Source organism: Streptomyces sp. WMMB303, assembly GCF_029351045.1.
Lineage (GTDB): Bacteria > Actinomycetota > Actinomycetes > Streptomycetales > Streptomycetaceae > Streptomyces.
The window spans coordinates 395966-421518 of sequence record NZ_JARKIN010000001.1 but is presented as its reverse complement, the minus strand read 5'-3'; the positions used below and the strand labels follow the sequence as shown (position 1 = coordinate 421518).

Annotated in this window: 23 protein-coding genes and 2 pseudogenes; 15 read left to right on the top strand and 10 right to left on the bottom strand. The window is 73.3% G+C overall.

Going from position 1 to position 25553, the window contains the following annotated elements; genetic code table 11:
* The first annotated feature begins 9 nt into the window (after positions 1 to 9).
* Both P2424_RS01960 and P2424_RS01955 read left to right on the top strand, forming a co-directional pair.
* On the top strand, positions 10 to 993 hold the full coding sequence (locus P2424_RS01960; RefSeq protein WP_276474073.1) for an NAD(P)/FAD-dependent oxidoreductase: 984 nt from the start codon (positions 10 to 12) through the stop codon (positions 991 to 993).
* A complete protein-coding gene (locus P2424_RS01955; protein ID WP_276474072.1) occupies positions 993 to 2309 on the top strand; it encodes an MFS transporter in 1317 nt (438 codons plus the stop codon). The genes P2424_RS01960 and P2424_RS01955 overlap by 1 nt, the downstream gene beginning before the upstream one ends.
* A 159-nt stretch (positions 2310 to 2468) precedes the next feature.
* On the opposite strand, the gene P2424_RS01950 is transcribed toward P2424_RS01955, so the two are convergent.
* A complete protein-coding gene (locus tag P2424_RS01950; RefSeq protein ID WP_276474071.1) occupies positions 2469 to 3188 on the bottom strand; it encodes a lysophospholipid acyltransferase family protein in 720 nt (239 codons plus the stop codon).
* A 154-nt stretch (positions 3189 to 3342) separates the two neighbouring features.
* Between P2424_RS01950 and P2424_RS01945 the strand changes: the two genes are divergently transcribed.
* The 3 genes from P2424_RS01945 to P2424_RS01935 all read left to right on the top strand — a co-directional run bounded on the left by P2424_RS01945 (position 3343) and on the right by P2424_RS01935 (position 5766).
* A complete protein-coding gene (locus P2424_RS01945) occupies positions 3343 to 3711 on the top strand; it encodes a thioredoxin family protein (RefSeq protein WP_276478784.1) in 369 nt (122 codons plus the stop codon).
* Positions 3712 to 3921: 210 nt separating this feature from the next.
* On the top strand, positions 3922 to 4713 hold the full coding sequence (locus tag P2424_RS01940) for an electron transfer flavoprotein subunit beta/FixA family protein (protein ID WP_074999672.1): 792 nt from the start codon (positions 3922 to 3924) through the stop codon (positions 4711 to 4713).
* A 90-nt stretch (positions 4714 to 4803) separates the two neighbouring features.
* Complete coding sequence (locus tag P2424_RS01935) at positions 4804 to 5766, top strand: electron transfer flavoprotein subunit alpha/FixB family protein (RefSeq protein ID WP_276474070.1); 963 nt, start codon at positions 4804 to 4806, stop codon at positions 5764 to 5766.
* A 126-nt stretch (positions 5767 to 5892) separates the two neighbouring features.
* Here the strand turns inward: P2424_RS01935 and P2424_RS01930 are convergent, their stop codons facing one another.
* On the bottom strand, positions 5893 to 6342 hold the full coding sequence (locus P2424_RS01930) for a subtilase-type protease inhibitor (protein WP_276474069.1): 450 nt from the start codon (positions 6340 to 6342) through the stop codon (positions 5893 to 5895).
* Between the two features lie 382 nt (positions 6343 to 6724).
* Here P2424_RS01930 and P2424_RS01925 point away from each other — a divergent pair, with 382 nt between their 5' ends.
* On the top strand, positions 6725 to 8002 hold the full coding sequence (locus P2424_RS01925) for an aldolase/citrate lyase family protein (protein ID WP_276474068.1): 1278 nt from the start codon (positions 6725 to 6727) through the stop codon (positions 8000 to 8002).
* A 190-nt stretch (positions 8003 to 8192) separates the two neighbouring features.
* Here P2424_RS01925 and P2424_RS01920 read toward each other — a convergent pair whose 3' ends face one another.
* Both P2424_RS01920 and P2424_RS01915 read right to left on the bottom strand, forming a co-directional pair.
* Complete coding sequence (locus P2424_RS01920) at positions 8193 to 8699, bottom strand: MarR family winged helix-turn-helix transcriptional regulator (protein WP_276474067.1); 507 nt, start codon at positions 8697 to 8699, stop codon at positions 8193 to 8195.
* A gap of 136 nt (positions 8700 to 8835) precedes the next feature.
* A complete protein-coding gene (locus P2424_RS01915; RefSeq protein ID WP_276478783.1) occupies positions 8836 to 9840 on the bottom strand; it encodes a LacI family DNA-binding transcriptional regulator in 1005 nt (334 codons plus the stop codon).
* 357 nt (positions 9841 to 10197) lie between these two features.
* On the opposite strand from P2424_RS01915, the gene P2424_RS01910 reads away from it, so the two are divergent.
* Positions 10198 to 11142: an ROK family protein gene (locus P2424_RS01910; protein WP_276474066.1), complete on the top strand. Its 945-nt coding sequence runs from the start codon at positions 10198 to 10200 to the stop codon at positions 11140 to 11142.
* Between the two features lie 54 nt (positions 11143 to 11196).
* Here the strand turns inward: P2424_RS01910 and P2424_RS01905 are convergent, their stop codons facing one another.
* Positions 11197 to 12168: an AraC family transcriptional regulator gene (locus P2424_RS01905; RefSeq protein WP_276474065.1), complete on the bottom strand. Its 972-nt coding sequence runs from the start codon at positions 12166 to 12168 to the stop codon at positions 11197 to 11199.
* Positions 12169 to 12230: 62 nt separating this feature from the next.
* Here P2424_RS01905 and P2424_RS01900 point away from each other — a divergent pair, with 62 nt between their 5' ends.
* Both P2424_RS01900 and P2424_RS01895 read left to right on the top strand, forming a co-directional pair.
* Positions 12231 to 12800 carry a TIGR03086 family metal-binding protein gene (locus tag P2424_RS01900; protein WP_276474064.1) on the top strand — a complete coding sequence of 190 codons (570 nt, stop codon included), beginning with the start codon at positions 12231 to 12233 and terminating at the stop codon, positions 12798 to 12800.
* 227 nt (positions 12801 to 13027) lie between these two features.
* A complete protein-coding gene (locus tag P2424_RS01895) occupies positions 13028 to 14077 on the top strand; it encodes an NUDIX domain-containing protein (RefSeq protein WP_276474063.1) in 1050 nt (349 codons plus the stop codon).
* A 172-nt stretch (positions 14078 to 14249) separates the two neighbouring features.
* Here the strand turns inward: P2424_RS01895 and P2424_RS01890 are convergent, their stop codons facing one another.
* Entirely contained in the window at positions 14250 to 15695 is a 1446-nt protein-coding gene (locus P2424_RS01890; RefSeq protein ID WP_276474062.1) for a dipeptidase, read from the bottom strand.
* A gap of 282 nt (positions 15696 to 15977) precedes the next feature.
* Here P2424_RS01890 and P2424_RS01885 point away from each other — a divergent pair, with 282 nt between their 5' ends.
* Positions 15978 to 17300 carry a geranylgeranyl reductase family protein gene (locus P2424_RS01885; RefSeq protein WP_276478782.1) on the top strand — a complete coding sequence of 441 codons (1323 nt, stop codon included), beginning with the start codon at positions 15978 to 15980 and terminating at the stop codon, positions 17298 to 17300.
* A gap of 267 nt (positions 17301 to 17567) precedes the next feature.
* On the opposite strand, the gene P2424_RS01880 is transcribed toward P2424_RS01885, so the two are convergent.
* From P2424_RS01880 to P2424_RS01870, 3 genes and pseudogenes are all read right to left on the bottom strand, one after another.
* Positions 17568 to 18020, bottom strand: a complete 453-nt coding sequence (locus P2424_RS01880) for a nitroreductase family deazaflavin-dependent oxidoreductase (protein ID WP_276474061.1) — start codon at positions 18018 to 18020, stop codon at positions 17568 to 17570.
* A gap of 336 nt (positions 18021 to 18356) precedes the next feature.
* Positions 18357 to 19441: pseudogene (locus tag P2424_RS01875) on the bottom strand (HAMP domain-containing sensor histidine kinase).
* A 31-nt stretch (positions 19442 to 19472) separates the two neighbouring features.
* Positions 19473 to 20129, bottom strand: a pseudogene (locus P2424_RS01870) (response regulator transcription factor); the annotation flags it as partial.
* A gap of 86 nt (positions 20130 to 20215) precedes the next feature.
* Here P2424_RS01870 and P2424_RS01865 point away from each other — a divergent pair.
* The 5 genes from P2424_RS01865 to P2424_RS01845 all read left to right on the top strand — a co-directional run bounded on the left by P2424_RS01865 (position 20216) and on the right by P2424_RS01845 (position 24970).
* Positions 20216 to 20929, top strand: a complete 714-nt coding sequence (locus P2424_RS01865; protein ID WP_276474060.1) for a M15 family metallopeptidase — start codon at positions 20216 to 20218, stop codon at positions 20927 to 20929.
* Positions 20930 to 20978: 49 nt separating this feature from the next.
* Entirely contained in the window at positions 20979 to 22031 is a 1053-nt protein-coding gene (locus tag P2424_RS01860) for an endonuclease/exonuclease/phosphatase family protein (protein ID WP_276474059.1), read from the top strand.
* Positions 22032 to 22148: 117 nt separating this feature from the next.
* Positions 22149 to 22856, top strand: coding sequence for a TetR/AcrR family transcriptional regulator (locus tag P2424_RS01855; RefSeq protein ID WP_276474058.1), 708 nt, complete (start codon positions 22149 to 22151; stop codon positions 22854 to 22856).
* Positions 22857 to 22971: 115 nt separating this feature from the next.
* Positions 22972 to 24276 carry a sensor histidine kinase gene (locus tag P2424_RS01850; protein ID WP_276474057.1) on the top strand — a complete coding sequence of 435 codons (1305 nt, stop codon included), beginning with the start codon at positions 22972 to 22974 and terminating at the stop codon, positions 24274 to 24276.
* A 28-nt stretch (positions 24277 to 24304) separates the two neighbouring features.
* The gene (locus P2424_RS01845; protein ID WP_276474056.1) at positions 24305 to 24970 is read left to right on the top strand and encodes a response regulator transcription factor; all 666 of its coding nucleotides are present in this window, start codon (positions 24305 to 24307) and stop codon (positions 24968 to 24970) included.
* Positions 24971 to 25054: 84 nt separating this feature from the next.
* Here P2424_RS01845 and P2424_RS01840 read toward each other — a convergent pair whose 3' ends face one another.
* Entirely contained in the window at positions 25055 to 25519 is a 465-nt protein-coding gene (locus P2424_RS01840) for a DUF4442 domain-containing protein (RefSeq protein WP_276474055.1), read from the bottom strand.
* Positions 25520 to 25553: the final 34 nt, after the last annotated feature.

The window sequence follows — 25553 nt, the reverse complement described above, 5'->3', positions numbered from 1 at the left end:
TGATCCGCAATGGACGCAGCAACCGCTGCAGGACGTACATGGGATGCCGTCGTCATCGGAGGCGGGGCCGCCGGTGTGGCGGCCGGGACAGTGCTCGCACGGGCGCGGTTCGCGACGCTGGTCGTCGACGGCGGTGCTCCCCGCAACGGGCCCGCCGACCATATGCATGGGTATCCCACCTGGGACGGCATGGCACCGAGGGAGTTCGTCGCGATCGGGCAGAGCGAGTTCGGCCGGTACGGGGGGACGCTCCTGCGGGCCTCGGTGGCCGGGGCGCGGCGCGCCCCGGACGGCACGTTCGGGCTGCGGCTCGGGGACGGGCACGCGGTGCGTACCCGGTCGGTGCTGGTCGCCACCGGGCTGACCGACGAGCTGCCCGGCATCCCCGGACTGTCCGAGCGGTGGGCATCCCAGGTGCACCACTGCCCGCACTGCCACGGCTACGAAGTACGGGGACGTTCCCTCGCCGTGCTCGGCAGCCCCATGGGGGCGGTGTCGATACATCTGGCCGCGCTGCTGCGCCGCTACAGCCCGACGGTGACGTTCTGCGTCAACGGTGTCGAGGTCGGTGCCGCCGAGCGGCAGCGGCTCACGGCGTACGGGGTGCGCCTGGTCGACGGGCGCGTCACGCGGGTCGGGGCACCCGCCGGTACGGGCGAGGGGGACGCGGTCGCGATCGAGCTGGAGAGCGGCGAGTCCCTCGTGTGCGAGGCCGTCTTCGTGGCACCCCGCCCCGCGCCGCACGACGCGATCCTGGTCACGCTGGGCGCGGCCAGGGATCCGGTGAGCGGACTCGTCGTCGACGACGGGCAGGGTGCCACGGACGTCCCCGGGGTCTGGGCGGCCGGGAACGTGGTCACCCCCCGCGCGCAGGTCGTCGCCGCCGCGGGGGCGGGCTCGACCGCCGCCGTCAGCATGAGCGCCTGGCTCCTCGAACGGGAGTTGTCCGCCGCGGTCCGGGGCGAGCAGTCGGCCCCGGGAGGTGCGCTCTGATGGCGGGCGCGGTGGAGACCTCCCGCACCGGCGGCGCCGGCAGGCTGCCCTTCGGCGTGTACCTGCTGGGCTTCAGCCTGTTCGCGATGGGAAGCGCGGAGTTCCTGATGGCCGGCGTGCTGCCGGCGGTGGCCGAGGACCTGGACATCACGCTCTCCTCGGCCGGGTTCCTGATCACCGCGTTCGCGCTCGGTGTGGTGGTCGGCGGGCCGCCGTTCGCCGTGCTCAGCCTGCACTGGCCCCGCCGTACCGTGCTGGTGGTGACCCAGGGCGTCTTCGCCGGCTGCGTCGCCGTCGGACTGCTGGGCGACTACCGGGTGTTGCTGATCACCAGGGTGATCTCGGGCATCGCCTACGCGGGGTACTTCGCCGTCGCGTCGGCCACCGCGATCAGCCTGGTGACGCCGGACCGCAACGCCCGCGCCTCCGGAGTCGTGGTCAGCGGGCTGAGTGTGGCCATGGTCGCCGGCGGTCCGGCGGGCACGCTGCTGAGCCACTTCACCGAGTGGCGCGGCGGCTTCTGGGCCGTCGTGGTGCTGACGGCTGCGGGAATCCTCGGCTGCCTGTCCGGACTCCCCGCCGCCGCTGTGCGCACCGGCCGGTCCACGGGGCCGAGCGTGCCGCGTGAGCTCGCCACGATGCGGAGACCGGCGCTGTGGGGCATCTACGGGATCACGATCCTCACCACGGCGGCCTACATGATCACGTTCAACTACCTGGCCGCGATGCTGGAGGGCATCACCGCCCTCTCCGAGGCCGCCGTCCCGGGGGTCCTCGCCCTGTTCGGGCTCGGAGCCTTCGTCGGCCTGTCCGTCGGTGGCCGCGTCTCCGACCGGCGCCCGCACCTCGCGCTCCTCACCGGCGCATCGGCGACCGTGCTCCTGTCGGTCGTGACGGTCGCCGCGATCCACCGGGTGTGGGCGGTGGTGCCCACGGTCTTCCTGGCCGGCATCGCCGCGTTCGTCCTGAACCCGGCTCTCTACGGACGGGTCTTCGCCATCGCGGCCGAGGCGCCGACCCTCGCCGGGGCCGCCACCGTCTCGGCCTTCCAACTGGGCATCAGCATCACTCCCGTCCTCGCGGCCGCCGCACTCGCCCGGGGTGCCGCTCTCACGTCGGTCTGCCTGATCGGGGCCGCCCTCGCCGCGGCCGCCGTGCCGCTCATCCTCCTCGACCGGGCCCGGCAGATCCGCTCGAAGCGCCCCGCGCCGGCCGACGCGTCCGCGGCCGCGTCCGCCGGCCCCGCGCCGAGCGGCGAGGCCGGCAGGGCGGGGGAGGCCGCCTCGCGGTCCGGCCCGTCCGCACGGACGCCGTAGCCGGGCGCCGCATGCGGGCGCCCCCATGGCGGCCACCGGTGGCGCGGATCATGTGGTGTTGCGCGCCTGTCCGGAGCCGTTCCCCGGGTCCGGATTCAGCCGGCGTCCGGCCCGCCGTCGCCGGCATCGGGCAGCGCCGGTGGGCCGGTCACCACCCGGTCACTGCGCGCGGGCCTGCGCGGGGGTGGGCGCGCTGCCGCCGAGGTGGGCCGGCAGCCACCAGGTGTCGTCCGGCGTCCGGGGCGTGGCCGGGTAGGCGCGCTGCGCCGTCTCCAGCAGCTCCTGCATCCGCTCGCGCAGCCGCTCGGTGACGCCGCGCACCGACTCGTGCGGGTCCGCCTCGATGGGCTCGCCGACGCGGATGCCGACGGGGATGTGGTTGCGGCCGAAGTCCCGCTTGTGTCCCTTGGTCCACAGCCGCTGGGTGCCCCACAGTGCCATCGGGACGAGCGGTACCCGGGCATCCTGTGCCAGCCGGGCCGCACCGCTCTTGAAGTCCTTCAGGGTGAAGGAAGGGGAGATGGTCGCCTCCGGGAAGACGCCCACGACCTCGCCGGACCGCAGCGCCTGCAGCGCGTGCTCGTACGCGTGCTCGCCCCGCGAGCGGTCCACCGGTATGTGCTTCATCGCGCGCATCAGCGGTCCGGAGACCTTGTGCCGGAAGACCGACTCCTTGGCCATGAAGCGCACCAGCCGCTTGGCGGGGCGTGCCGCGAGACCGGTGAAGAGGAAGTCCAGATAGCTGATGTGGTTGCTCACCAGTACGGCGCCGCCGCGGGAGGGCACATGTTCGGTGCCGCGGATGTCGAAGCGCAGGTCGAGAGCTTTGAACCACGCTCGTGCCGCACCGATCACCGGCGGGTAGAGGAGATCTGCCACGTCGGGGTAACCCTTCGTCTCGGGAGGCCGGTACTTACGGGGGCGTAACTTCCGACTCCGGCAGATCGTTCCCCAAAGCATTGCTCCTGGCTACCCTCGCGGCAGACTTGTCCGTATGCACGCGGTAATCGCGGGAATCGAAGGAATCACAGGAATGGAGGTCTTCGTGGTGGAGCGGGTGGAGCGGTTGAGCCCCGAGCTGCTCGGTGCCGGTGCGCGGCTGGGGGAGCGGGCCACTCTGGTGCAGTTCTCCAGCGCCTTCTGCCAGCCCTGCCGTGCCACCCGCCGTACGCTGGCCGAGGTGGCCGCCATGGTCGAGGGCGTCGCCCACCTCGAGGTCGACGCCGAGGAGCACCTGGCGCTCGTGCGTGAGCTGGAGGTGGCCGGTACGCCCACGGTGTTCGTCCTCGACGCCGGGGGGCGGATCGTCAGACGGGCGACGGGGCAGCCGCGCAAGGCGGACGTCATCGCGGCGCTGGGCGCCGCTGTCGGCGCGTCCCCGGCTGCCGCGGGTCCGGAGTGATCGAGATCCTGCCCCGGGGCACTCGCTTCGCACCGTCCCGCGTGATGGAGTTGGGCTGTTCCCGCTCCCCGTCGGCGACGGTTGGCAACGTCACAGTTCGGCGGTCTTGAGAACGGGGAACGTGCTGGATGTACTGACGAGTAATATTGTGGACGGACGCCCGGTCCCACCGGACCGGAACCCGTGAGTCGAAGCAGTAGGAGAGCCGGCGTGAGCTTGAGGATCGTTGTCTGTGTGAAGTACGTGCCCGACGCCACCGGTGACCGGCACTTCGCGGAGGACCGGACCACCGACCGCGAGTCGGTCGACGGGCTGCTCTCCGAGCTGGACGAGTACGCGGTCGAGCAGGCCTTGCAGATCGCCGACTCGGACGGGGTCGACGACGCGGAGATCACGGTGCTCACCGTGGGCCCGGAGGACGCCAAGGACGCCCTGCGCAAGGCGCTGTCCATGGGCGCGGACAAGGCCGTGCACGTCGAGGACGACGACCTGCACGGCACCGACGCGCTGGGCACCTCCTACGTCCTGGCCAAGGCCATCGAGAAGACCGGCTACGACCTGGTCGTCTGCGGCATGGCCTCCACCGACGGCACGATGGGCGTGCTGCCGGCCATGCTGGCCGAGCGGCTGGGCGTGCCGCAGGTGACGCTGCTGTCCGAGGTCTCCGTGGCGGACGGCAAGGTGACCGGGCGCCGCGACGGCGACACCGCCACCGAGCAGCTCGAGGCCCCGCTTCCGGCGGTCGCCTCCGTCACCGACCAGTCCGGCGAGGCCCGCTACCCCTCCTTCAAGGGGATCATGGCCGCCAAGAAGAAGCCCGTCGAGTCGCTGGACCTCGACGACCTGGACATCGAGGCCGAAGAGGTCGGTCTGGAAGGCGCCTGGACCAAGGTCGAGGACGTGGCCGAGCGCCCCCCGCGTGCCGCGGGCACCGTCGTCGACGACGAGGGCGAGGGCGGCAAGCAGCTCGCCGCGTTCCTCGCGGAGCGCAAGTTCGTCTGAGACGGCCCGGCCGCCGCGGCGGCTCCGCCCGGAACCGGCCGCACTCTCGTCCCATCGACCTCCCACTGATCTTCCGCAGGAGAGCACCCCATGGCTGAAGTCCTTGTCTACGTCGACCACGTGGACGGCGCCGTCCGCAAGCCCACCCTCGAACTGCTGACCCTCGCCCGCCGACTGGGCGAGCCGGTCGCCGTGCACCTCGGCCCGAACGCCGCGGAAGCCGCCAAGACGCTCGGTGAGTACGGCGCCACCCGGGTACTGGCCGCCGACGCGTCCGAGTTCGCCGACTACCTCGTCGTCCCCAAGGTGGACGCGCTGCAGGCGGCCCACGATGCCGTCTCGCCCGCCGCCGTGCTGGTGCCCTCCTCCGCGGAGGGCAAGGAGATCGCGGCGCGACTCGCGGTCCGCCTCGGCTCCGGCATCGTCACCGACGCGGTCGACCTGGAGGCAGGTGGCGAGGGCCCGGTGGCCACCCAGTCGGTCTTCGCGGCCGCCTTCACCACCAAGTCCCGGATCACCAAGGGCACTCCGGTCATCACCGTGAAGCCCAACTCGGCCACCCCGGAGGCGGCGCCCGCCGCAGGCGCGGTCGAGGAACTGGCGGTCGGCTTCGGCGACTCCGCCACCGGCACCAAGGTCACCTCGCGCACCCCGCGCGAGTCCACCGGCCGCCCCGAGTTGACCGAGGCCGCGATCGTGGTCTCCGGCGGCCGCGGCCTCAACGGCGCCGAGAACTTCCCGCTGATCGAGGGCCTGGCCGACGCGCTGGGCGCCGCGGTGGGCGCCTCCCGCGCCGCGGTCGACGCCGGCTGGTACCCGCACTCCCATCAGGTGGGTCAGACCGGCAAGAGCGTCTCGCCGCAGCTCTACATCGCCACCGGCATCTCCGGTGCGATCCAGCACCGCGCCGGTATGCAGACCTCGAAGACGATCGTGGCCATCAACAAGGACTCCGAGGCCCCGATCTTCGACCTGGTCGACTACGGCGTCGTCGGTGACCTCTTCCAGGTCGTCCCCCAGCTCACCGAGGAGATCAAGGCTCGCAAGGGCTGACGTTAACGTTCTCCCCGGCTGCTCGACGGCTGAGCCCCGCACCGGTCCGGTGCGGGGCTCAGTGCGTTCATCCCGTGCCGCCTCCGGGGGCCGGGTGGGCTCCGTCGGCGGCTTCCGGGGCGTCGGTCAGAAGGCGAAGACGGAGCTGCCCTCGACCCGCTTCTGGCAGGCGTTGGCGAAGGTGCGCTCGTAGTTCACGCGCTCGCCCTGCCACACGCCCTGGGCGGTCACCACGACGGGCCGCCATTCCTTGGTGCAGAAGGTCTGCTCGCCGCCCTCCGTCAGGGCGTCGAAGTCGCCGCCGGAGGCCCGCAGTCGGGCGCAGGCGTCCTGCGCGGCGGGGTGGCTGCCGGACGGGGCCGGCATGCAGTTCAGGGTGACGGCACGCTGGGGCGCCGTGGTCGCGGCGCTCTCGCCGTCCGCGATGGTGAGCACCAGGACCGAGGGGGCGTACAGCGAGGTGGCCTTGGCAGGCGCGGCCTCGGCGGGTGCTGCCGTGAGCGCGAGGGCGCTGACGGCGCCCGTGACAGCAGCCGCCGTGGTGAGGGCGGTGCGCCAGGGTGCGGTCTTCCGCATTGTGTGCTTCCTTCCGCTATGGGGTAAGTGCCGGATCTATCGGCGAAAGTGAGTTTGCCGAGTCCGCGTGAACAAAGCACATCGACCCCTGCCGTTTCGGTAACGTTGCGCATTGAATCAGTGGCGCAAAGTGACGCCTTCCGGCTGCTGCGGCCTGCGATGACAACCCCGCCCCGGGCGCTCGTTCCGCCCGGATGGCCTGATCATCGTGTTTCACGACGACCGGAAACCATGGTTCGAGCCGATCCCCGCCCTCCCCGGCGGCTCCGCTGCGCCCGCTCCCGGGAAGCCCTTGACTGGCTGGTCAGGCCGCCATTAGCGTCACCACACCAACTTCAACGTTTTGTTGATGTCGGGTCGGAGTGCGGGAGAGGGAGTACAGATGGCGCAGGGCCGGACCGTCGGGACCAGCTTGGGCAGCGGCGTACTGGAAGGGGTGTCCCGGCTGCTGGAGCCGGTGGACGCCGAACTCGCCCGCCGCTACCCGGGGGAGCCGAGCACCCGGCAGCCGGTGCACACCGTCTATGTCCCCGCCGACACCGTTACGCCCGGCACCGTACGGGAATGGGGCGAAACCGCCCGGGCGCTGCTCGACGCACACGCGCCGGACGCCGCATCCCTCGCCCGGGTCCTCGGCATGGACGAGGCGCTGGCCGGGCCGGTCCACACGCGGATCCTGGACAAGCTGCGCCGGGAGCCCGTGGAGGACCTGCGCATCGACTTCGAGGACGGCTACGGTGCCCGGCCCGACGACGAGGAGGACGCCGCTGCCGTCCGGGCCGCCGAACTGATCGCCGATGCCTTCGCCGAAGACGCCCCGGGGCCCGCTCCCGCCTTCGCGGGCATCCGGATGAAGTGCATGGAGGCAGCCGTCCGCGACCGCGGCATCCGCACCCTCGACCTCTTCCTGACCGGCCTCATGGAGGCGGGCGGACTGCCCGGCGGGCTGGTGCTGACCCTGCCCAAGGTGACCTACCCCGAGCAGGTCACCGCGATGGTCCGGCTGTGCGAGGAGTTCGAGAAGGCCCGCGGGCTGGCGCCGGGCCGGATCGGATTCGAGATCCAGATCGAGACCACGCAGTCGATCCTCGGGGCCGACGGGCGGGCCACCGTCGCCCGGCTGATCGACGCAGCAGAGGGCCGCGCCACCTCGCTGCACTACGGCACCTTCGACTACAGCGCCTCGTGCGGAGTCTCCGCCGCCTACCAGGCCATGGACCACCCCGCGGCCGACCACGCCAAGGCCGTCATGCAGGTCGCCGCCGCGGGAACCGGGGTCCGACTCTCCGACGGTTCCACCAACGTCATCCCCACCGGCGGCCGGGAGCAGGTCCACGACGCCTGGCGCCTGCACCACTCCCTGGTCAGGCGCTCGCTGTCGCGGGCCTACTACCAGGGTTGGGACATGCACCCCGGCCACCTGCCCACCCGCTACGCCGCCGTCTACACCTTCTACCGCGAGGGCATGCGGCGGGCCGGCGAACGGCTGGCCGCCTATGTCGGGCAGACCGGGGGCGAGGTGATGGACGAGCCGGCGACCGCCCGCGCGCTCAGCGGCTACCTGCTGCGCGGCCTCGACTGCGGCGCGCTCGACGCGGCCGAAGTCACCGCGGTCTCCGGCCTCGACCGCTCCGGGCTCGACCGCCTCGCGGGCCGCTGAGCCCGTCCGCTCTCCGGGCGGCCGCCCAGGTCTCGCGCGGCCGCCCGGGCCCGGTGGGCGCTGCCGCGCCGCCGGAGAAGGATTCTCGGGCGGCCTCCGCGGCCCGGCCCGGATGGCCCGGCTGCGGTTGTGCGGTGCCGTCGGGCGGCGCAGGGCGCTCCGTCGCCGGCCCTGCGGAGCCTGCGCTCGATCAGCTCTCGGTGCTCAGCCGTTCCCAGTCGTCGGCCAGCGCCGTCAGCTCGCGCAGCAGCCGCTCGCGGTCCGCGGGCTCGTAGGGGGCCAGGAGCCGCTCGTTGAGCTCCCGCGCCCGTTCGTCGGCCTCGCGGAGCGCCTTTTCACCCTCCGCCGTGAGGAAGAGCAGTTTGCGACGGCCGTCCGCCGCCGCGGTCCGCCGCTCCAGCAGCCCGCGGTCCTCCAGACGCCGGGCCAGGTCCGCCATGGTGGAGGTGTCCAGGGCGACGGCGGCGGCCAGCGAACTCTGATCGCACCCGGGGCTGGCCCCCACCGTCGTCAGGACGGCGAACTGCGGTCCGGTCAGTGTCGGGCCGACCGTCCGCAACCACCCCGCGAGATGCGCCTGATACAGGCGCCGCACCTGGTAGCCGGGCGCCGTGGTGAGCACCGCGGGAGCCGACGGGATGGCGGACGCCGTCGCGGAGTCCGCCGAGGGTGCCCCTTCCGGGGTCGTATCAGCCATGTACCCACTTAAGCACGGGAGTTGGGCGCCCCGGCGGCCCTGTCCGTACCGCGGAAGGAGCGGCGCCGGCGAGTGCCGGAGCCGCGCCGCGAGCTCCCGGGGGCCGACGCGCCGCCGTTCCCGCCCGGCGGCGCCGTCAGCCGCTCGGCGGGATCTCGCCCGAGCCCCGGGCGATCAGCGTCGTCGGGCGCGAGACCGTACGCGGTTCGTCGTCGGCGCCGTCCAGCCGCCTGAAGAGCAGCTCGGCCGCGCTGCGGCCGAGATCGGCCGGGTCCTGCGCGACGACCGTGACCGGCGGCGAGAGCAGATCGGCCAGCTCGAAGTCGTCGAATCCCACCAGCGCCACCGGTCGCTCCCGTCGCTCGGGCGCGGCCAGCACCCGCACGAGCGTGACCGTCACCCGGTTGTTGCCCGAGAAGAACGCGGTCACCGGCTCGCTGTCGCGGCCGCCCGCCAGCATCCGCACCGCGTCGGCACGTACCCGCTCGGCGTCCGTGCCGCCGGGTGCCACCCAGGACTGCGCCACCGGCAATCCTGCCTCGGCCATCGCGGCCCGGTAGCCGCGCAGCCGCTCCTCCGCGGTGTGGATTCCGGGCCGGTCGCCGATGTACCCGATCCGCCGGTGCCCGTGGGCGATCAGATGGGCGACGCCCTCGCGGGCGCCCTCGAAGTTGTCGGAGAGCACCAGGTCAGCGGCTATCCGCCCGGGGGGCCGGTCGACGAAGACGGTGGCGACGCCCGCGGCGATCTCGGGGGCCAGATAGCGGTGATCGCCACTGGCCGGGATGATCACCAGACCGTCGACGCGGCGGGCGCACAGTGCCAGCGCGAGTTCCTGTTCCCGTTCCGGGTCCTCCGCGCTGGACCCGTTGATCAGCAGCGCGCCGTGCGCGCGGGCGACCTCCTCCACCGCCCGGCTGAGCGGGGAGTAGAACGGGTCGGCGAGGTCCTCCAGCACCAGGCCGATGCTGGCCGTGGTCCCCTTGCGCAGCACGCGGGCACTGTCGTTGCGGCGGAACCCGAGCGAGGTGATGGCCTCCTGCACCCGCTGCTCGGTGTCCTGGGAGACTCCCGCCTCGCCGTTGACGACCCGTGAGACGGTCTTGAGGCCGACACCCGCCTGGGCGGCGACGTCTTTCATCGTCGGCCGGCCCGGGAGCCGGCGCCCGACGCTGCGTGCCCCTGCGGCGCGGGGGCTCGAGGGGAGCGGGGGGTGGGTGGGGTCGGAGGCGTCGGCGGCCACGAGTGCTGTCCTTGTCCTGGGGAGCGGAGGGCGGCGCGGTGCGGAAGGGAAGCGGTGGGTGCGGTCCGGCGAGGGGTGTGCCGTGCTGCGGGTACCGTTCGTCGATCGCTCGTCGATCGCGGTACGGAGCAGCATAACGGCGGGGCGCGGCAGATCTGGACAACGTTGTCAGATCACGGAAGTCTTGCAAGACTTGTGCGGTCCGCCCCGCGCACCGTGCGGGCCCGCCCCCGCACGCGCAGGAGCCGACCGCCCATGCCCAACGACCTCGTCGCCGCGCTCGACATCGGCGGCACCAAGATCGCGGGTGCTCTGGTGGACAGCGGTGGCGGGCTCCTGGCCCGCACCCAGCGGCCCACCCCCGCGCAGGAGAGCGCCGAGCGGATGGCCGCGACCGTGGACGAGGTGCTCGGCGAACTGATCGCAACCCCGCACTGGTACCGCGTCGGCGCGGTCGGCATCGGCAGCGCGGGCCCCGTGGACGCCAAGGCCGGTACCGTCAGCCCGGTCAACATCCCCGCCTGGCGTGCCCACCCGCTCGTCTCCGGCGTCCGCGACCGGGCGGGTGGCCTCCCCGTCGCGCTCATCGGCGACGGCCCGGCGATCGCCGCGGCCGAACACTGGCAGGGCGCCGCCAAGGGCCACTCCGACGCTCTGTGCATGGTGGTCTCCACGGGCGTCGGCGGGGGCCTGATCCTGGGAGGGGCCCTCCACCCGGGGCCCACCGGGAACGCCGGCCATATCGGGCACATCAGCGTCGAGATGGACGGCGTCCTGTGCCCCTGCGGCTCCTACGGCTGTGTCGAGACCGTCGCCAGCGGCACCAACATCGCGCGCCGCGCCCTGGAGGAGGGCTGGCGTCCCGGACCCGACCAGGACGCCACCGCTGCGGGCGTGGCCGCCGCCGCTCGCGCGGGAGACCCGACCGCGAGAGCGGCCTTCGAACGGGCCGCCCGCGCCCTGGCGGCCGCCATCGCCGCCACCGCCACCCTCGTCGAGGTCGAGATCGCGGTCGTCGGCGGCGGCGTCGCCCGCGCGGGCGAGGTGCTCTTCACCCCGCTGCGTAAGGAACTCGAGCGGTACGCGACCCTGCCCTACGTCCAGGACCTCGCACTCGCCCCCGCCGCCACCGGTACCGACGCCGGGCTGATCGGTGCGGGGGCGGCGGGCTGGAAGCTGCTGGAGACCGGCGCGGTCTGAGCCGCCCCGGCCGAGTTCCGGTCAGCGAAGCCGGTTCCGCCCTCCGGCACCGGGTCACGCGTGCCCGGGCCCCGAGCCGCCGTCCTCTCGTCCGCCGTCCTCTCGGCCCCGGTCCTCCGGGGCAGGGGCGTCCGGAGGGCGCGGCTCCGCCGCCGCGCGGGCGTACGCCGCGGGAGAGACGCCCACCGCCGCGGTGAAATCCCGGATGAGATGGGACTGGTCGCTGTAGCCGAGCTCGGCGGCGAGCCGGGCCCAGTCCGTCCCGGGATCGGTGGCGCGCTCCATCGCCTCGTGGACCCGGTACCGCAGGATCGTCCACTTCGGAGTGACTCCGATGTACGTCGCGAACAGCCGCTGGAGGCTCCGCACCGAGCAGCCCCCGGCTGCGGCGAGGTGCTCGACCCGCAGCACCGAGCGGTCCGTGCGCACCCGGTGCGCCAAGGCCATGGCCTGTTCGGCCGCCGGGTCGGCGGCGGGGCGCAGGGACAGCAGGAAGGCGTCGAGCGCGGCCACCCGCTCTCCCTCCCGGTCCGGATCCAACACCCGGGCCGGCAGCGCGGCCCCCTCCGGGCCGAATGCCTCGTCGAGCGCGAGCCCTCCACCGGTGAACCGCGCGAGAGAGCATGGCGCGGTCAGGAAGGGCCGGAACCCGCCGGGCCGGAACTGCACCCCGACAACCCGTCCGACGGAGTCCAGTTCGGTGCTGAACACGCCGGTGTCCGCCCCGGACACCAGCCCCGTGGCCGGCGCCGCATCCGCCGGGCCGCGCCGTTCGAGGACGAGGTTGACGCACGGGTGCGGTACGACCCGGGCGACGTGGGGCTGCTCCAGATTCCAGTCGATCAGCCAGTAGTGCTCGATCCAGCGGCGCAGCGGTTCGGCCGGGAGCCTGCGCCGGAAGTCGACCCGCGCCAGCAGACCGGGGGCCTGCACGATGCCCCGGGTGTCCCGGCGGGGGGCGTCGCCGCCTTCGCCGTCGCCGGGGCCGGGGCTGCCGATCCCCCGGGGAGTGCTGCGACCTGCCATGACGTGGATCCTATGTCGTGTTTCTTCAAGTCGCCGCCGAGGGTCCGGCCTAGCGTGGCGGTATGGCAAACACGATCTCCCCTCTCATCGACAGCGCGGCCCGCGCCACCGACCCCGTGGTCCGCGGGGTACGGGACGAACAGCTGAGCCTGCCCACGCCGTGTGCCGACTACGATGTGCGGGCCCTGCTCAACCACCTCTTCCACGTCGTCATCGGCTTCCAGGCGCTGGCCGGCCGGGGTACCGCGGACTTCAGCAGCACCCCTGACCGGCTCGCGGAGGACTGGCGCGCCCGCTTCCGGGAGGAGACGGTCACGCTGGCAGAGGCGTGGTCGGCTCCCGGCGCGCTGGAGGGCGTCTCCCAGGGCATGGGGCTGCCGCAGCGCACCGTCGCGCACATGGTGATGGGCGATCTGCTGGTGCACGGCTGGGATCTCGCCCGCGCGACGGACCAGGACTACCAGCCCGATCCGGCCGCGCTCGACGAGGCCGGGCCCGCCTTCGCGGAGATGGCGCCCATGGCCCGCAAGGCGGGGGTCTTCGGCGAGGAGATCCCGCCGCCTCCCGGTGCCGGCCCCTTCGAGCGGCTGCTGATGCTCACCGGCCGCGACCCCGGCTGGTCCCCCCGCTGACGCCGGTCGCGCCGTCCCCGGCGGTCCGCCGGACCGCCGCCCGGATCAGGGCCGGATACCTTCGTCCGTGGACACCGATCTCCCTCCCAGGGGTCGCACGCGCCTGCCGTACGCGCCGGGGCGCGGGCGCCGTGCCTCGTTCAGCGCCGGGAGAGCCGCCCCGGCGCGTTTCCCGCACCGGGTGATGCGGGCAACTGAACGGGGACAACGGATGAGGGGGAAACACCGTGATCGTCTGGCTGAACGGCGCTTTCGGCGCGGGCAAGACCACTGCGGCGTACGAACTCCTGGACCTGCTCCCAGGCAGCACGCTCTACGATCCCGAAGTCATCGGCGCGGAACTGCGCTGGATGCTGCCGAAGGAACACCTGGCACAGATAGCCGACTTCCAGGACCTGCGCTCGTGGCGGCGGCTCGTGGCGGACACGGCCGCCGCTCTGCTGAGCGAGGTCCCCGGGCCGCTGATCACACCCATGACGCTGCTGCGCCGCGAGTACCGGGACGAGATGTTCGGCGCCTTCGCCGCGCGCCGCATCCCCGTACGGCACCTGCTGCTGCACGCCGAGGAGGCCGTGCTGCGCGAGCGGATCGACACCCGCGCCGCCGCTGACGGCGGTACCACCAGGGCCTGGTGCCTGAGCCACCTGCGTCCCTACCAGGAGGCGCTGCCCTGGATCGAGTCGGAAGCCCACACCATCGACACCACCCACCTGGGTCCGCGGCACACCGCCGAGCGCCTCGCCGAGGCGATCGGCGCGGGGGAGGGCGCCGTGGACATCGTGCAGACCCCTGAGCCGACGGCCGAGACGGTGGCCGCCGGCATCCTGCTGTTCGACGACCGCGACCGGGTGCTGCTCGTCGACCCTACCTACAAGCCCGGCTGGGAGTTCCCCGGCGGCGTCGTGGAGCGCGGGGAGGCCCCCAGCGCCGCCGGAGTGCGCGAGGTGTTCGAGGAACTCGGGCTGCGGCTGACAGGCGGGCTCGGGCTGCTCGTCGCCGACTGGGAGCCGCCGCAGCCACCGGGGTTCGGCGGGATGCGGCTGCTCTTCGACGGCGGACAGCTCGCCCCGGGGGAGGCCGCGGCCCTTCTGCTGCCCAGCGCCGAACTCCGCGGCTGGCGGTTCGTCACCGAGGACGAGGCCGCGGAACTGCTGCCTCCGGTGCGGCTGGAGCGGCTCCGCTGCGCCCTGCGGGCCCGCCGCGCGGGACAGCCGCTGTACCTGGAGGGCGGCGTTCCGACCGGCGGCGTGGCCGATCCTGGCAAGCTGCTGCGCTGAACCGGGCCGGCTTCTCGCCCACCCCGCGCCACCGCGGACGCCTCCCGGTCGTCCGGGCCGGCCCCGGTGCCGCGCGGGGGCCGGCCCGGGGGCCGACGGCGGATCCGCGGCGGCCTCCGGCGCCACCGGGCGTCCGGGTCCGCCGCGGACACCACCGGGCTCGGGACCGGGCTCAGGCCCCCGCTGCCTGCTCCGCGTAGCCGCGCAGGAACAGCGCCTCGGCCACGGCCATCCGCTCCAGTTCGCGCGGGTCCACGCTCTCGTTGACGGCGTGGATCTGGGCCTCGGGCTCGCTCAGTCCGATGAGCAGGATCTCGGCGTCCGGGTAGAGCGCGTCCAGCGCGTTGCACAGCGGAATCGAGCCGCCCATACCCGCGACCTGCATCTCCTGCCCGTCGTAGGCCGTGCTCAGTGCCGCGGCCATCGCGGCGTACGCCGGGCTGGAGGTGTCCGCGGTGAAGGGCTGGCCCTTGCCCACGACCTCCGTCGCCACCCGTGCCTGCCACGGCACGTGCGACTCCACGTGCGCCACCAGCAGTTCGATGGCCTTCTCCACATCCGTGCCCGGCGGGATCCGCAGTGAGACCAGCGCGCGTGCCGATGCGTGCACCGACGGGGTCGCACCGACCACGGGCGGGCAGTCGATGCCCAGGACCGTCACCGCCGGCCGTGCCCACAGCCGGTCGGCGACGGCCCCGCCGCCGCTCAGACCGACCCCGTCCAGCACCTTGGCGTCCCGCCGGAAGTCCTCCTCCGGATACGCCATCCCCTCCCACCGGGCGTCCACCGTCAGACCGTCGACGACGGTGTTGCCCTCGGCGTCCCGCAGCGAGTCGAGCGTACGGAGCAGCGCCGCCAGCGCGTCGGGCGCCGCTCCGCCGAACAGCCCCGAGTGCAGATTGCCTTCGAGAGTGTCCACCTGGACCCGCAGCAGGGTCATACCGCGCAGGGAAGCCGTCACGGTCGGCAGCCCGCACCGGAAATTACCCGCGTCCCCGATGACGATGGTGTCGGCCGCCAGCAGCTCGGGATGCTGCCGCGCGTACTGTTCCAGACCACCGGTGCCCTGCTCCTCGGAGCCCTCCACGATCATCTTCACCGAGACGGGCAGCCCGCCGTTCTCCCGCACGGCCCGCAGGGCCAGCAGGTGCATGATGAACCCGCCCTTGCAGTCCGCCGCGCCCCGTCCGTACCAGCGGCCGTCGGCACCGTCGGTGAGCTCGAACGGCGGCGTGTGCCAGGCCGCTTCGTCCAGCGGCGGCTGCACGTCGTAGTGCGCGTACAGCAGCACCGTGGGAGCTCCCGCCGGGCCGGGCAGGAATCCGTACACGGACCGGGTGCCGTCCGGCGTCTCCAGGGCGGCCACGTCCTGGAAGCACTCGGCGCGCAGCGCCTCCGCGACCCAGTCGGCCGCGCCCTCGCACTCGCTCCTGGGGAACTGCTCCGGATCCGCCACCGAGCGGAAGGCCACCAGTTCGGCGAGTTCCGTCCGCGCCCGCGGCATCAGCGAGGCGACCGTCGCGGCGACTCCCTGCCCGGAGTCGGAGCCGGAGCCGGAGCCCGGTGCAGCCGGTCCGGAGTACGCGGAGGAAGTAGACGAAGCGGATGAGTGAGGCATAGCCGTCGGGTCGGACGGGGGGTGCTGCATGGGGAACGCTCCTTGTGGGCGCGACGTTGGCACACGTGTACGGAGACATGTGTATCGCACATGGGCGGGCCCGTAGGATGCGGTGGGCCATCCGTAAGCCGAGGTCAAGCGGGAGCACAACACATCGTGAGCAGCGAGCACGCAGCCGGGAACGAGGACGTCGAGCCTGCGGAGGACTCCGGGGCGGATCAGGCGGACCAGCCCGTCGAAAGGAGCGCGGCGGGCGGCGGCGAAGAGCGCCCCGTCTGGGACGTGGTCGTGGTCGGCGCCGGGCCCGCCGGAGCCTCGGCCGCCTACGCGGCCGCGGTCGCGGGCCGCAGCGTGCTGCTGCTGGAGAAGGCCGAACCGCCCCGCTACAAGACCTGCGGCGGCGGCATCATCGGCCCGTCCCGCGACGCGCTGCCCCCCGGCTTCGACCTGCCGCTGCGGGAGCGCGTGCACGCCGTGACCTTCGCGCTCAACGGCAAGCTGTCCCGTACCCGGCGCTCGCGCCACATGCTCTTCGGGCTGGTCAACCGGGACGAGTTCGACAACGGCCTGGTCGAGTCCGCGGTCAAGGCCGGTGCGGAGATCCGCACCGGTGCCTCGGTCTCCCGGGTCGAACAGCACGGCCCGGCCGTGCCCGACCGCCGCACGGTCGCCGTCGTCCTGGCGGGTGAGGAGCAGCCCGTCCTCGCCCGTGCCGTGGTCGGCGCCGACGGCAGCACCAGCCGGATAGGCGCCCACGTCGGGGTCCGGATGGACCAGGTCGACCTCGGCCTGGAGGCCGAGATCCCGGTCCCGGAGAGCGTCGCCGAGGACTGGGCGGGGCGGGTGCTGGTGGACTGGGGTCCGCTCCCGGGCAGTTACGGCTGGGTCTTCCCCAAGGGCGACACCCTCACCGTGGGGGTCATCTCGGCACGCGGCGAGGGCGCTGCCACCAAGCGGTACCTCGACGACTTCATCGGCCGCCTCGGGCTGGCCGGTTTCGAACCCCGCGTCTCCTCCGGGCACCTGACCCGTTGCCGGGCCGAGGACTCCCCGCTCTCCCGCGGCCGGGTGCTGGTCTGCGGGGATGCGGCCGGTCTGCTGGAGCCCTGGACCCGCGAGGGCATTTCCTTCGCGCTGCGCTCGGGGCGCCTGGCGGGGGAGTGGGCCGTCCGGATCGCCGAGGCGCACGACGCGGTGGATGCCCGCCGGCAGGCCCTCAACTACGCCTTCGCCATCAAGGCCGGTCTCGGCGTCGAGATGGCGGTGGGGCGGCGGCTGCTGCGGATCTTCTCCCGCCGGCCCGGGGTCTTCCACGCCGCGCTCACCGGGTTCCGCCCCGCGTGGAACGTCTTCGCCCGCTTCGCCCGCGGCGCCACCTCCCTGGCCGAGGTCGTCCGGGTGCATCCGCTCGCCCGGCGGGCGCTGGACACCTTCGACCGTCGCGAGGCCGCGGAGGCCAGGGCGGCGGACGCCGCGTCCGCGTCCGAGGCCGGGGACGCCACGACCGGAACCGGTGGCGGTGACACACCGGGCGGCCGCGACGGGCGGGACGGTTCTGACGACGGCGGGGGCGACGAGCCGGCCGCGGGAGGCCGCCCGGCGTAGCCGCGCGACCGCCGTCCCGGGCGGGCGGTCCGCTGCCGGCGCTCCGGGCGCCGCTCGTGCGGCGCCCGCCGGCACTGTGCGGGGGCCGGAGGGGCACATCGCACCGGCCCCACGGCACGCACGGGTCCACGCCGTCTCCGGGGTCCGCCATGGGCCCCACGGTCTGCGGGGCCTCGGTCGGCTGCCCGGTCCGTGAAAGGGGGCGCGCAGCGTGGCGTATGAGGGGCCGTCTCGTACGGTCCCGGGCGCGCCCGGCCGGTGCGCTGCTCAGTCGGTCAGGGTGAGCCGGAAGACGGGATGGCGGTCCGCCACCGCCCGGATCTCCTCGTCGGAGGAGTCCGGGCCCACCTCGAAGAACGCTCCGACCTCCCACTTCCACTTGCGCAGGTAGGCCCGCAGGATCTCGGGCTTCTCCGCGTCGGGTACCTCGGTGGCGGTGAAGTGCCGGCCCCGTCGCCCGTGGAACAGCTCACCGCCGCCCGCCGCCCGCATGTTGCACGTCCACTGGACGTGCCCGCGGGCCGCGACCAGGTAGAGCCCTCCCCCGTGGTGGAGCGGGTTGACCGGGGTGCGGCGCCACTCACCGCTCTTGCGGCCCTTGACCGCCAGTACACGCGAACCGACCAGGCTGACTCCCCTCCTGGAGAGCCAGGAAACGGTGCGGTTCAGCACGTTGTTGGTGAACCAGCCTGGGCGTTTGACGTACGGCTCGGGTGACATCGGTGTCCTCCGTCGAGGAGTGGTCGAGTGGGAAGCGGGCTCGGGGTGATGCTCTGCTGTGGAATCGGCGATCCAAAGCGAGAGCACCGCTCTCGTCGTGAAGCAGTGTGACACTTCCCGTGCTCCAAAACAAGAGCACTGCTCTCGCCGGGATCCTGATCCCGGCCGTCGTCCTCCCGCTCCGAGCACCGGCTCAGCACCGGCACCCGGACCGGCGGGCGCCGGCGCGCCCGGGGGGCCGGGGGGGGGCCGACGCCGAGGTGCGCATCCGAGCGGTGGGGAACGGTCCCCACCTCGTGGGGGCTCTGGGGCCGGGGGTCGCCGGGCCCCGGGGGCTCACCCTCCTGACGCCGCGGGCAACTCCACGGTGATCCGGAGCCCGCCTGCCGGACGCGGGGCGAGGGTGAGGGTTCCCCGGTGTGCTTCGGCGACGGTCTTGACGATGGCCAGACCCAGCCCGACGCCCGCCTGGTCGGTGCGGAGGCGCTCGGTGCCGCGCCGGAAGGGTTCGGTGAGGGTCGCGACGAGTTGCGGGGTGAGCTGCTCGCCGGTGTTCTCGACGGTGAGTACCACGGACTCGGACCAAACACCGGTGTGCACCCGGACGGTGCCTTGTTCCGGCAGGTTGTGGACGATCGCGTTGTGCACGAGGTTCGTGGTGAGCTGCAGCAGGAGTGCGGGCGAACCGCTGGTGGGGGCGATGTCGCCGCTGGTCTCCAGGGTGACGCCGTGCTTCTCCGCGAGCGGATCCAGCGTTTCGGCCGCTTCCTCCGCGACGAGGGACAGGTCGACGTGTTCTCGGGCGAAGGATCGCCGGCCGGCCCGGCTGAGCAGGAGCAGTGCCTCGGTGAGGTCGATGGCCCGGGTGTTGACGGTGTGGAGGCGGTCGACGAGTTCGCCGGGGTCGTGGTGCGGATCGGCGCGGGCGACGTCGATGAGCGTCTTCGAGATCGCCAGCGGGGTACGCAGCTCGTGTGAGGCGTTGGCGGATAACCGCTGCTGTTCCGCGACGTGTGCCTCGAGCTGTGCGAGCATCGTGTCGAAGGCGTCGGCCAGCTCGCGGAACTCGTCCCTGCGGCCCGGCAGCCGGATCCGGTGGGACAGTGACCCGGCCGCTGCCGTCCGGGTGGCATGGGTGATGCGGTCCAGCGGGGCGAGCATCCGTCCGGCGAGGACCCATCCTCCCAGGAGGCCGAACACCAGGAGGACACCATGGCGGCGGCTGCCGTCGGGGTGAAGTCGCGGACGAAGAGGGTGCCCTGTGTGAGCCGTACGGCTCCCGATTCATTGGTCTGCAGCCACCCCTGCCGCAGCTGGAACACTCCCACGGCGACGAGCAGCAGGGCACCCGCGAGCATCAGGAACCCGGCATAGCTGAGGGTGAGTTTGAGGCGGACGCTCAAGCCGGGCTGCCTGGCCACGGCCGGCACTGTCCTGCCCGGTGGCGGGTACGGTGTCGATGCGGTAGCCGACGCCCGGCACGGTGGCGATCAGCCACGGTTCGCCGAGGCGTTTGCGCAGCGCGGAGACTGTGATGCGGACCGCGTTGGTGAACGGGTCGGCGTTCTCGTCCCACGCGCGCTCCAGCAACTCCTCGGCGCTGACGACCCCGCCCTCGGCGGCGACGAGGATGTCGAGGACCGCGAACTGCTTGCGGGTGAGGGCGATGTAGCGGTCGTCGCGGTAGACTTCGCGGCGGAACGGGTCGAGGCGCAAGCCGGCGATCTCCCGTACGGGAGGCCGGCTGTGGCCGCGCCGGCGGTCGAGGGCGCGGAGCCTGAGTACGAGTTCCAGGAGTTCGAAGGGCTTGGTGAGGTAGTCGTCGGCGCCGAGTTCGACCCCTGATGCCTTGTCGTCGAGGCGGTCGGCGGCGGTGAGCATGAGGACGGGCATCCCGCTGCCGGAGGCGACGATGCGTTCGGTGATCTCGTCGCCGGAAGGGCCGGGAACGTCGCGATCGAGCACGGCGATGTCATAGGTGTTGATGCCGAGCAGTTCCATGGCGCTGTCGCCGTCGCCTGCGATGTCGGCCGCGATCGCTTCCAGGCGCAGGCCGTCGCGGATCGCTTCGGCCAGATAGGGCTCATCCTCGACGATCAAGACACGCATGCCTCGAGGATACGAGTCGGCACATATCGTCCGTGTATCGAGAATCCCATACGCGCCGGCAACATCCCGTTGTCTTCACTCGCGGTATGTTCCGATTCCAGCCCCCGGCGGGGAAACCGCCTCCTGGCGTCCGTCGGCTGACCGTCGTCGGCCTGACAGCCGTCCTGGCCGTCGCAGGTGTCACGGCGGGAGGCGCCGCCGTACTCAACCCCCGGACGTCGAAGTCCGCACCGCTTGTGCCTGACTCCTCATCTCGCTCCGCCGCGCCCTCCGGGTCGGCCGCCGGCTCCTCGGCCGCGGTGCCCCCGGACTCGGGTCCGTCGCACGGCGGGCCCGGTGCTGCCGCGGGGGTGGCCGATGGCGTCCTCCCCGACGGAGTGACGGTCTTCGACGACACGTATCCGGCCGTGGCCGAACTCGATCCGCAACTGCTCAAGGCACTGCGCCGGGCGGCGAAGGTTGCCGCGAACGGGGGCGTCACCTTCTACGTCAACAGCGGCCGGCGCTCCCCTGGTTACCAGAGAGATCTCCTTCGCAAGGCGGTCGCCCGGTACGGGTCCGCGGAGGAGGCCGCCCGATGGGTGGCCACCGCGACGACGTCTCCGCATGTCTCGGGGAAGGCGGTCGACATCGGAGGCTCCGCCGCGACGGAGTGGCTGTCCCGGCACGGAGCCGCCTACGGGCTGTGCCGGATCTACGAGAACGAACCCTGGCACTACGAACTGCGCATCCGGGCGGCCACCGGTGGCTGCCCGCGGAGGTATGCCGACCCCACCCACGACCCGCGCATGCGGCAGTGATCAGGGAGCGCCGGGGAACAGCCGGAGCACGAGTGAGCGAGAGCAGACGATGACACAGGTGGACACAGCGCCGACGGGAGTGGACAGCCCGGCGGCCGACGACGAAGGAATCCGGCCCGAGGGCGGCTCCCCGCCGGGCCTGTGGCGGCGCGGCCCGCTGCTCACAGCGGGCGGGCTGCTGCTCGGTCTGCTTCTGCTGCTGCACGGGCAGCTCACCGACCGGGCCGGGCTGGGCAGTCTGGTGGAGACGTTCCTGCCGTGGTTCGGCCTGTTCGTCCCGGTGCTGCTCGCCGGGGCGCTGCGGCGCCGCTCCGCTTCGGCGGCCGTCGCGTTGCTGTTGCCGGTCACGGTGTGGCTGAACCTGTTCGGCGGGCTGCTCGGCGACCGGTCCCATGGCGACGGTGACCTCACCGTGGTCAGTCACAACGTCGCCGCCGGGAACCCCGATCCGGTCGGCACCGCCCGTGAACTGGCCGCGTCCGGCGCGGATCTGCTGGCGCTCGAGGAGCTGACCGACCGGGCCGCGGGCCGCTACGCGAAGGAGCTGGCGAAGGAGTACCCGTACCACACCGTGCGGGGCACGGTCGGGTTGTGGAGCAGGCTGCCGCTGTCGGAGACCCGGCCGGTCGATGTCCTGCGGGACGATGTCGGGCCGCCGGCCGAGCGCGCGCGGGTCGAGGGGCCGGCGGAACCACCCCGTGCGCTGCGCGCCACGGTGGCCACCGGGAAGGGGCCGCTGGCGGTGTACGTGGCGCACCTGGGATCCGTGCGGGTGATGCCCAAAGACGGCTTCTGGACGGACTCGCGGGACGCCGGTGCGACGAAGCTCGCCGCGGCCGTCGCCGCCGAGCGCAGCGAGCGGATGCTGGTGCTCGGCGACTTCAACGGCACCATGGACGACCGCGCTTTCGACGGCCTCACCGCCCGGCTGCGCTCCGCCCAGGAGGTCGCCGGGGACGGGTTCGGCTTCAGCTGGCCCGCGAGGTTCCCGGTGGCGCGGATCGACCGGATCCTGGTCCGCGGTGTCGAACCGGAGAGCGCGTGGCTGCTGCCGGCGACGGGCAGTGACCACCGGCCGGTGGCGGCGGGGATCAGCTGGTGAATCCCGGGTGACCCGGCGGGTGCCGGGGGTCGGCGCACCGGGGTGTCGCGAGCGTCCGGCGTGGGAGCGGTGCTCTCACTGTTGAGCGCTGCTCTCGCAGCTGGCACACTGCTCCGTATGAGCAGGATGCAGGGCGCCCGGCAGCGGGCGCGGGGTGAGATCACCGAAGCGATCAAGGAAGAGGCGCGCCGCCAGCTCGCGGAGCAGGGCGCCTCCCGGCTCTCCCTCCGCGCCGTCGCCCGCGAGCTCGGGGTGGCCTCCTCCGCCCTCTACCGCTACTTCCCCAGCCGCGACGACCTGTTGACCGCGCTGATCACGGACGCCTACGACGCGCTGGGGGCAGCGGCCGAGGAGGCGCTGGCCGAAGCCGAGTCGGCGGGAGACACGCACCTCGTCCGCTGGCGTGCCGTCTGCCGCGCCGTCCGCGGCTGGAGCCTGGCGCATCCGCACGAGTACGCGCTGCTCTACGGCTCGCCCGTGCCCGGGTACGCGGCACCGTCCGCCACCATCAGGCCGGCCTCCCGCGCCGGCCTGGCGCTGCTGAGGGTGCTGAGCGACGCCTACGCGGTCGGAGCGCTGCGCGCGCCCGCCCGTGCCGCTGCCGCGCCCGAGCCGGTACTGCGGGACACCGAACGGCTGGTCGCGGAGTTGGCGGTGCCGCTGCCCCCGGCGGTCGCCGCGGAGGCGGTGGCGGTGTGGGCGCAGCTGTTCGGGCTGGTCGGCTTCGAGCTGTTCGGGCAGTTCGCCAACGTGATCGACGCGGGGGACGCGTTCTTCGACCATGCCGCCGAGCGTCTCGCCGACCAGGTGGGCCTCCGCCGCTGAGCCGCGCCCCGTCGAGCCCCTCGCCCGGGACCGCCCGCCTACTCCGCGGGGAGTAGCCGGGACCACCGCGCACGGCTGACGCCGCGCTGCCCGCACCGCGGCTAGCGTGAGGGGCGTGACCAGCACACCGTCCTCCTCCAGCCCGGCCGGCGGCGTCACCCGGCCGCCCCGGGCCGCCGGCGCCGGAGCGGCACCCGTCGCGGAGACACCGGGAACGCCTTCCCCGCGGTGGCCCCGGTTCGGCCCCGGCCCGGGGCGGTGGCGCCTGCCCTGGCCGTCCTCGCTCGCCGTTCTCGTGATCCAGCAGGTCGGTTCGGGATTCGCGGCGCACAACCAGCGGGACACGGCCGTGGAGCTGGACCCCACCGCCCGGCTGCTGCTGGCGCTCGGGCCGCTTCTTCTGCTGCTGCGCCGGCGCTTCCCGCGTACCGCGGTGTTCGGGACCTCGGCGGTGACGCTGGGATACCTGGCGGTCGGCTACCCCTACGGGCCGGTGCTGCTCAGCGTCGTGGTGGCCGGGTTCGGCGCACTCGTCGCCGGGTACCGGTACGCGACCTGGGGCGCGCTGGGGATGCTGCTGGTGGGCCGGCTGCTGGCGGCCCACGCCTTCTACCGCTGGCTGCCGCCGGGGGAGGACGGGCCGGGAGCCTGGGGCACCGACCTGTTCATGGCCGTCTGGATGGTGGCGCTGTGCACGGCGGGCGAACTGGCCCGGGTGCGCCGCGCCGAGCGGGCGCGGCGGGAGCGGGAGGAGGCGGAGGCCGCGCAGCGCCGGGCGGACGAGGAGCGGCTGCGGATCGCCCGGGAGCTGCACGACGTGCTGGCGCACAGCATCTCCGTGATCAACGTCCAGGCGGGGGTCGGGCTCGCGCTCCTGGACTCCGATCCGGAGCAGGCGCGTACCGCGCTCGGCACCATCAAGTCCGCCAGCAAGGAGGCGCTCGGTGAGGTGCGTCAGGTACTCGCGAAGCTCCGGACGCCGGGGGAGGCGCCCCGTGCCCCGGCACCGGGCCTGGACCGGCTCGGTGAACTGACCGAGCAGGCGGCGAGCGCCGGGCTGCAGGTGACCACCGGGACCGAGGGCAGGCCGGTGCCGTTGGCGCCGGGGATGGACCTGGCGGCGTTCCGCGTCGTCCAGGAGGCGCTCACCAACGTCGTGCGCCACTCGGGCTCTCGCACCGCCCGCGTGCGGGTGCGCTACGGCGGCGACGCGCTGGAACTGTGTGTCGACGACGACGGCCCGGCCACCGGCTCGGACGGCTCGGGGCCCACCGGCGGCGGCAACGGGCTGGTGGGGATGCGCGAGCGGATCGCCGCTTTCGGAGGCACCGTCGAGGCGGGACCGCGCGCGGACGGGGGTTTCCGGGTGCGTGCGACGCTTCCGCTGCGCTCCGGCGAGCAGCAGGCGCCGCTACAGTGAGCGCTCCGGCGAACCGAGGAGAGAGACCGTGATCCGTGTGCTGCTCGCCGACGACCAGGTTCTGGTGCGGGCCGGATTCCGTGCGCTGCTGGACGCACAGCCCGACATCGCGGTGGCGGGTGAGGCGGCCGACGGCGCGGAGGCGGTCGCGCTGGTACGCGAACACGCCCCCGATCTGGTCCTGATGGACATCCGGATGCCCCTGGTCGACGGCCTGGCGGCCACCCGGCGGATCACCTCCGATCCGGAGCTGAGCGCGGTCAAGGTGGTCATGCTGACCACCTTCGAGCTGGACGAGTACGTTTTCGAGGCGCTGCGTTCGGGAGCCTCGGGATTCCTCGTCAAGGACACCGAGCCGGACGAACTGCTGCGGGCCGTCCGTGCCGTGGTGGACGGGGACGCGCTGCTGTCGCCCGGTGTCACGCGGCGGCTGATCGAGGAGTTCGCGGCCCGCTCCAAGGAGCCGGCCGCTGCGGAGGGGCTGGCCGAACTCACCGAGCGCGAGCGGGAGGTGATGGCGCTGGTGGGGATCGGGCTCTCCAACGAGGAGATCGCCCGCCGGCTCGTCGTCTCGCCGCTGACCGCCAAGACCCATGTGAGCCGGACGATGGTCAAGCTGGGCGTCCGCGACCGTGCCCAACTCGTCGTCCTGGCCTACGAGTCCGGCCTGGTGCGCCCGGGCTGGCTGGGCTGAGTGCCGGGGCCGGCCGGTAGCTCCTCGGGGGGCCCGGGGAGCCGGGACCCCGCACGCCGGAGCCGGGAGAGCGGACCGCCTCCGTCACCTGTCCCGCTTGCGGCGCACGTAGAGCTGTTTGCGGACGCGGGCGACCACGGTGCCGTCGGCCGCGGTGACCGTCGACTCGAACCAGGGCAGCGCTTTGGATCCGTCCGCCGTGGCGGCGCGGATCTCCTCCAGCCGGTCCTCGGTGAGCTTGAAGTCGGCGAAGACGTCACCGCGGCCGGGGGAGACGAACTCGACTTCTGCGCTCTTGTCCCACACCACGTAGTCCGGGCCGAGCCGGTTGACCACGAGCAGCGCCCAGAAGGGATCGCTCATGGAGTAGAGCGAACCGCCGAACTGGGTGCCGAAGTAGTTGCGGTTCAGCCGCCCGAGTTTGAGCCGGACCCGGGCGCTGCTCCAGTCGTCGGCGATCACCAGGACGCGGATGCCCGCGAACCGGTACGGCGGGTACCAGTTCAGGACGCGCAGCAGCCCCTTCGGGGTGCGCAGCACTTGAGCCATGGCCGCGAAGTTACCACGACCCTACTGCCGAGTA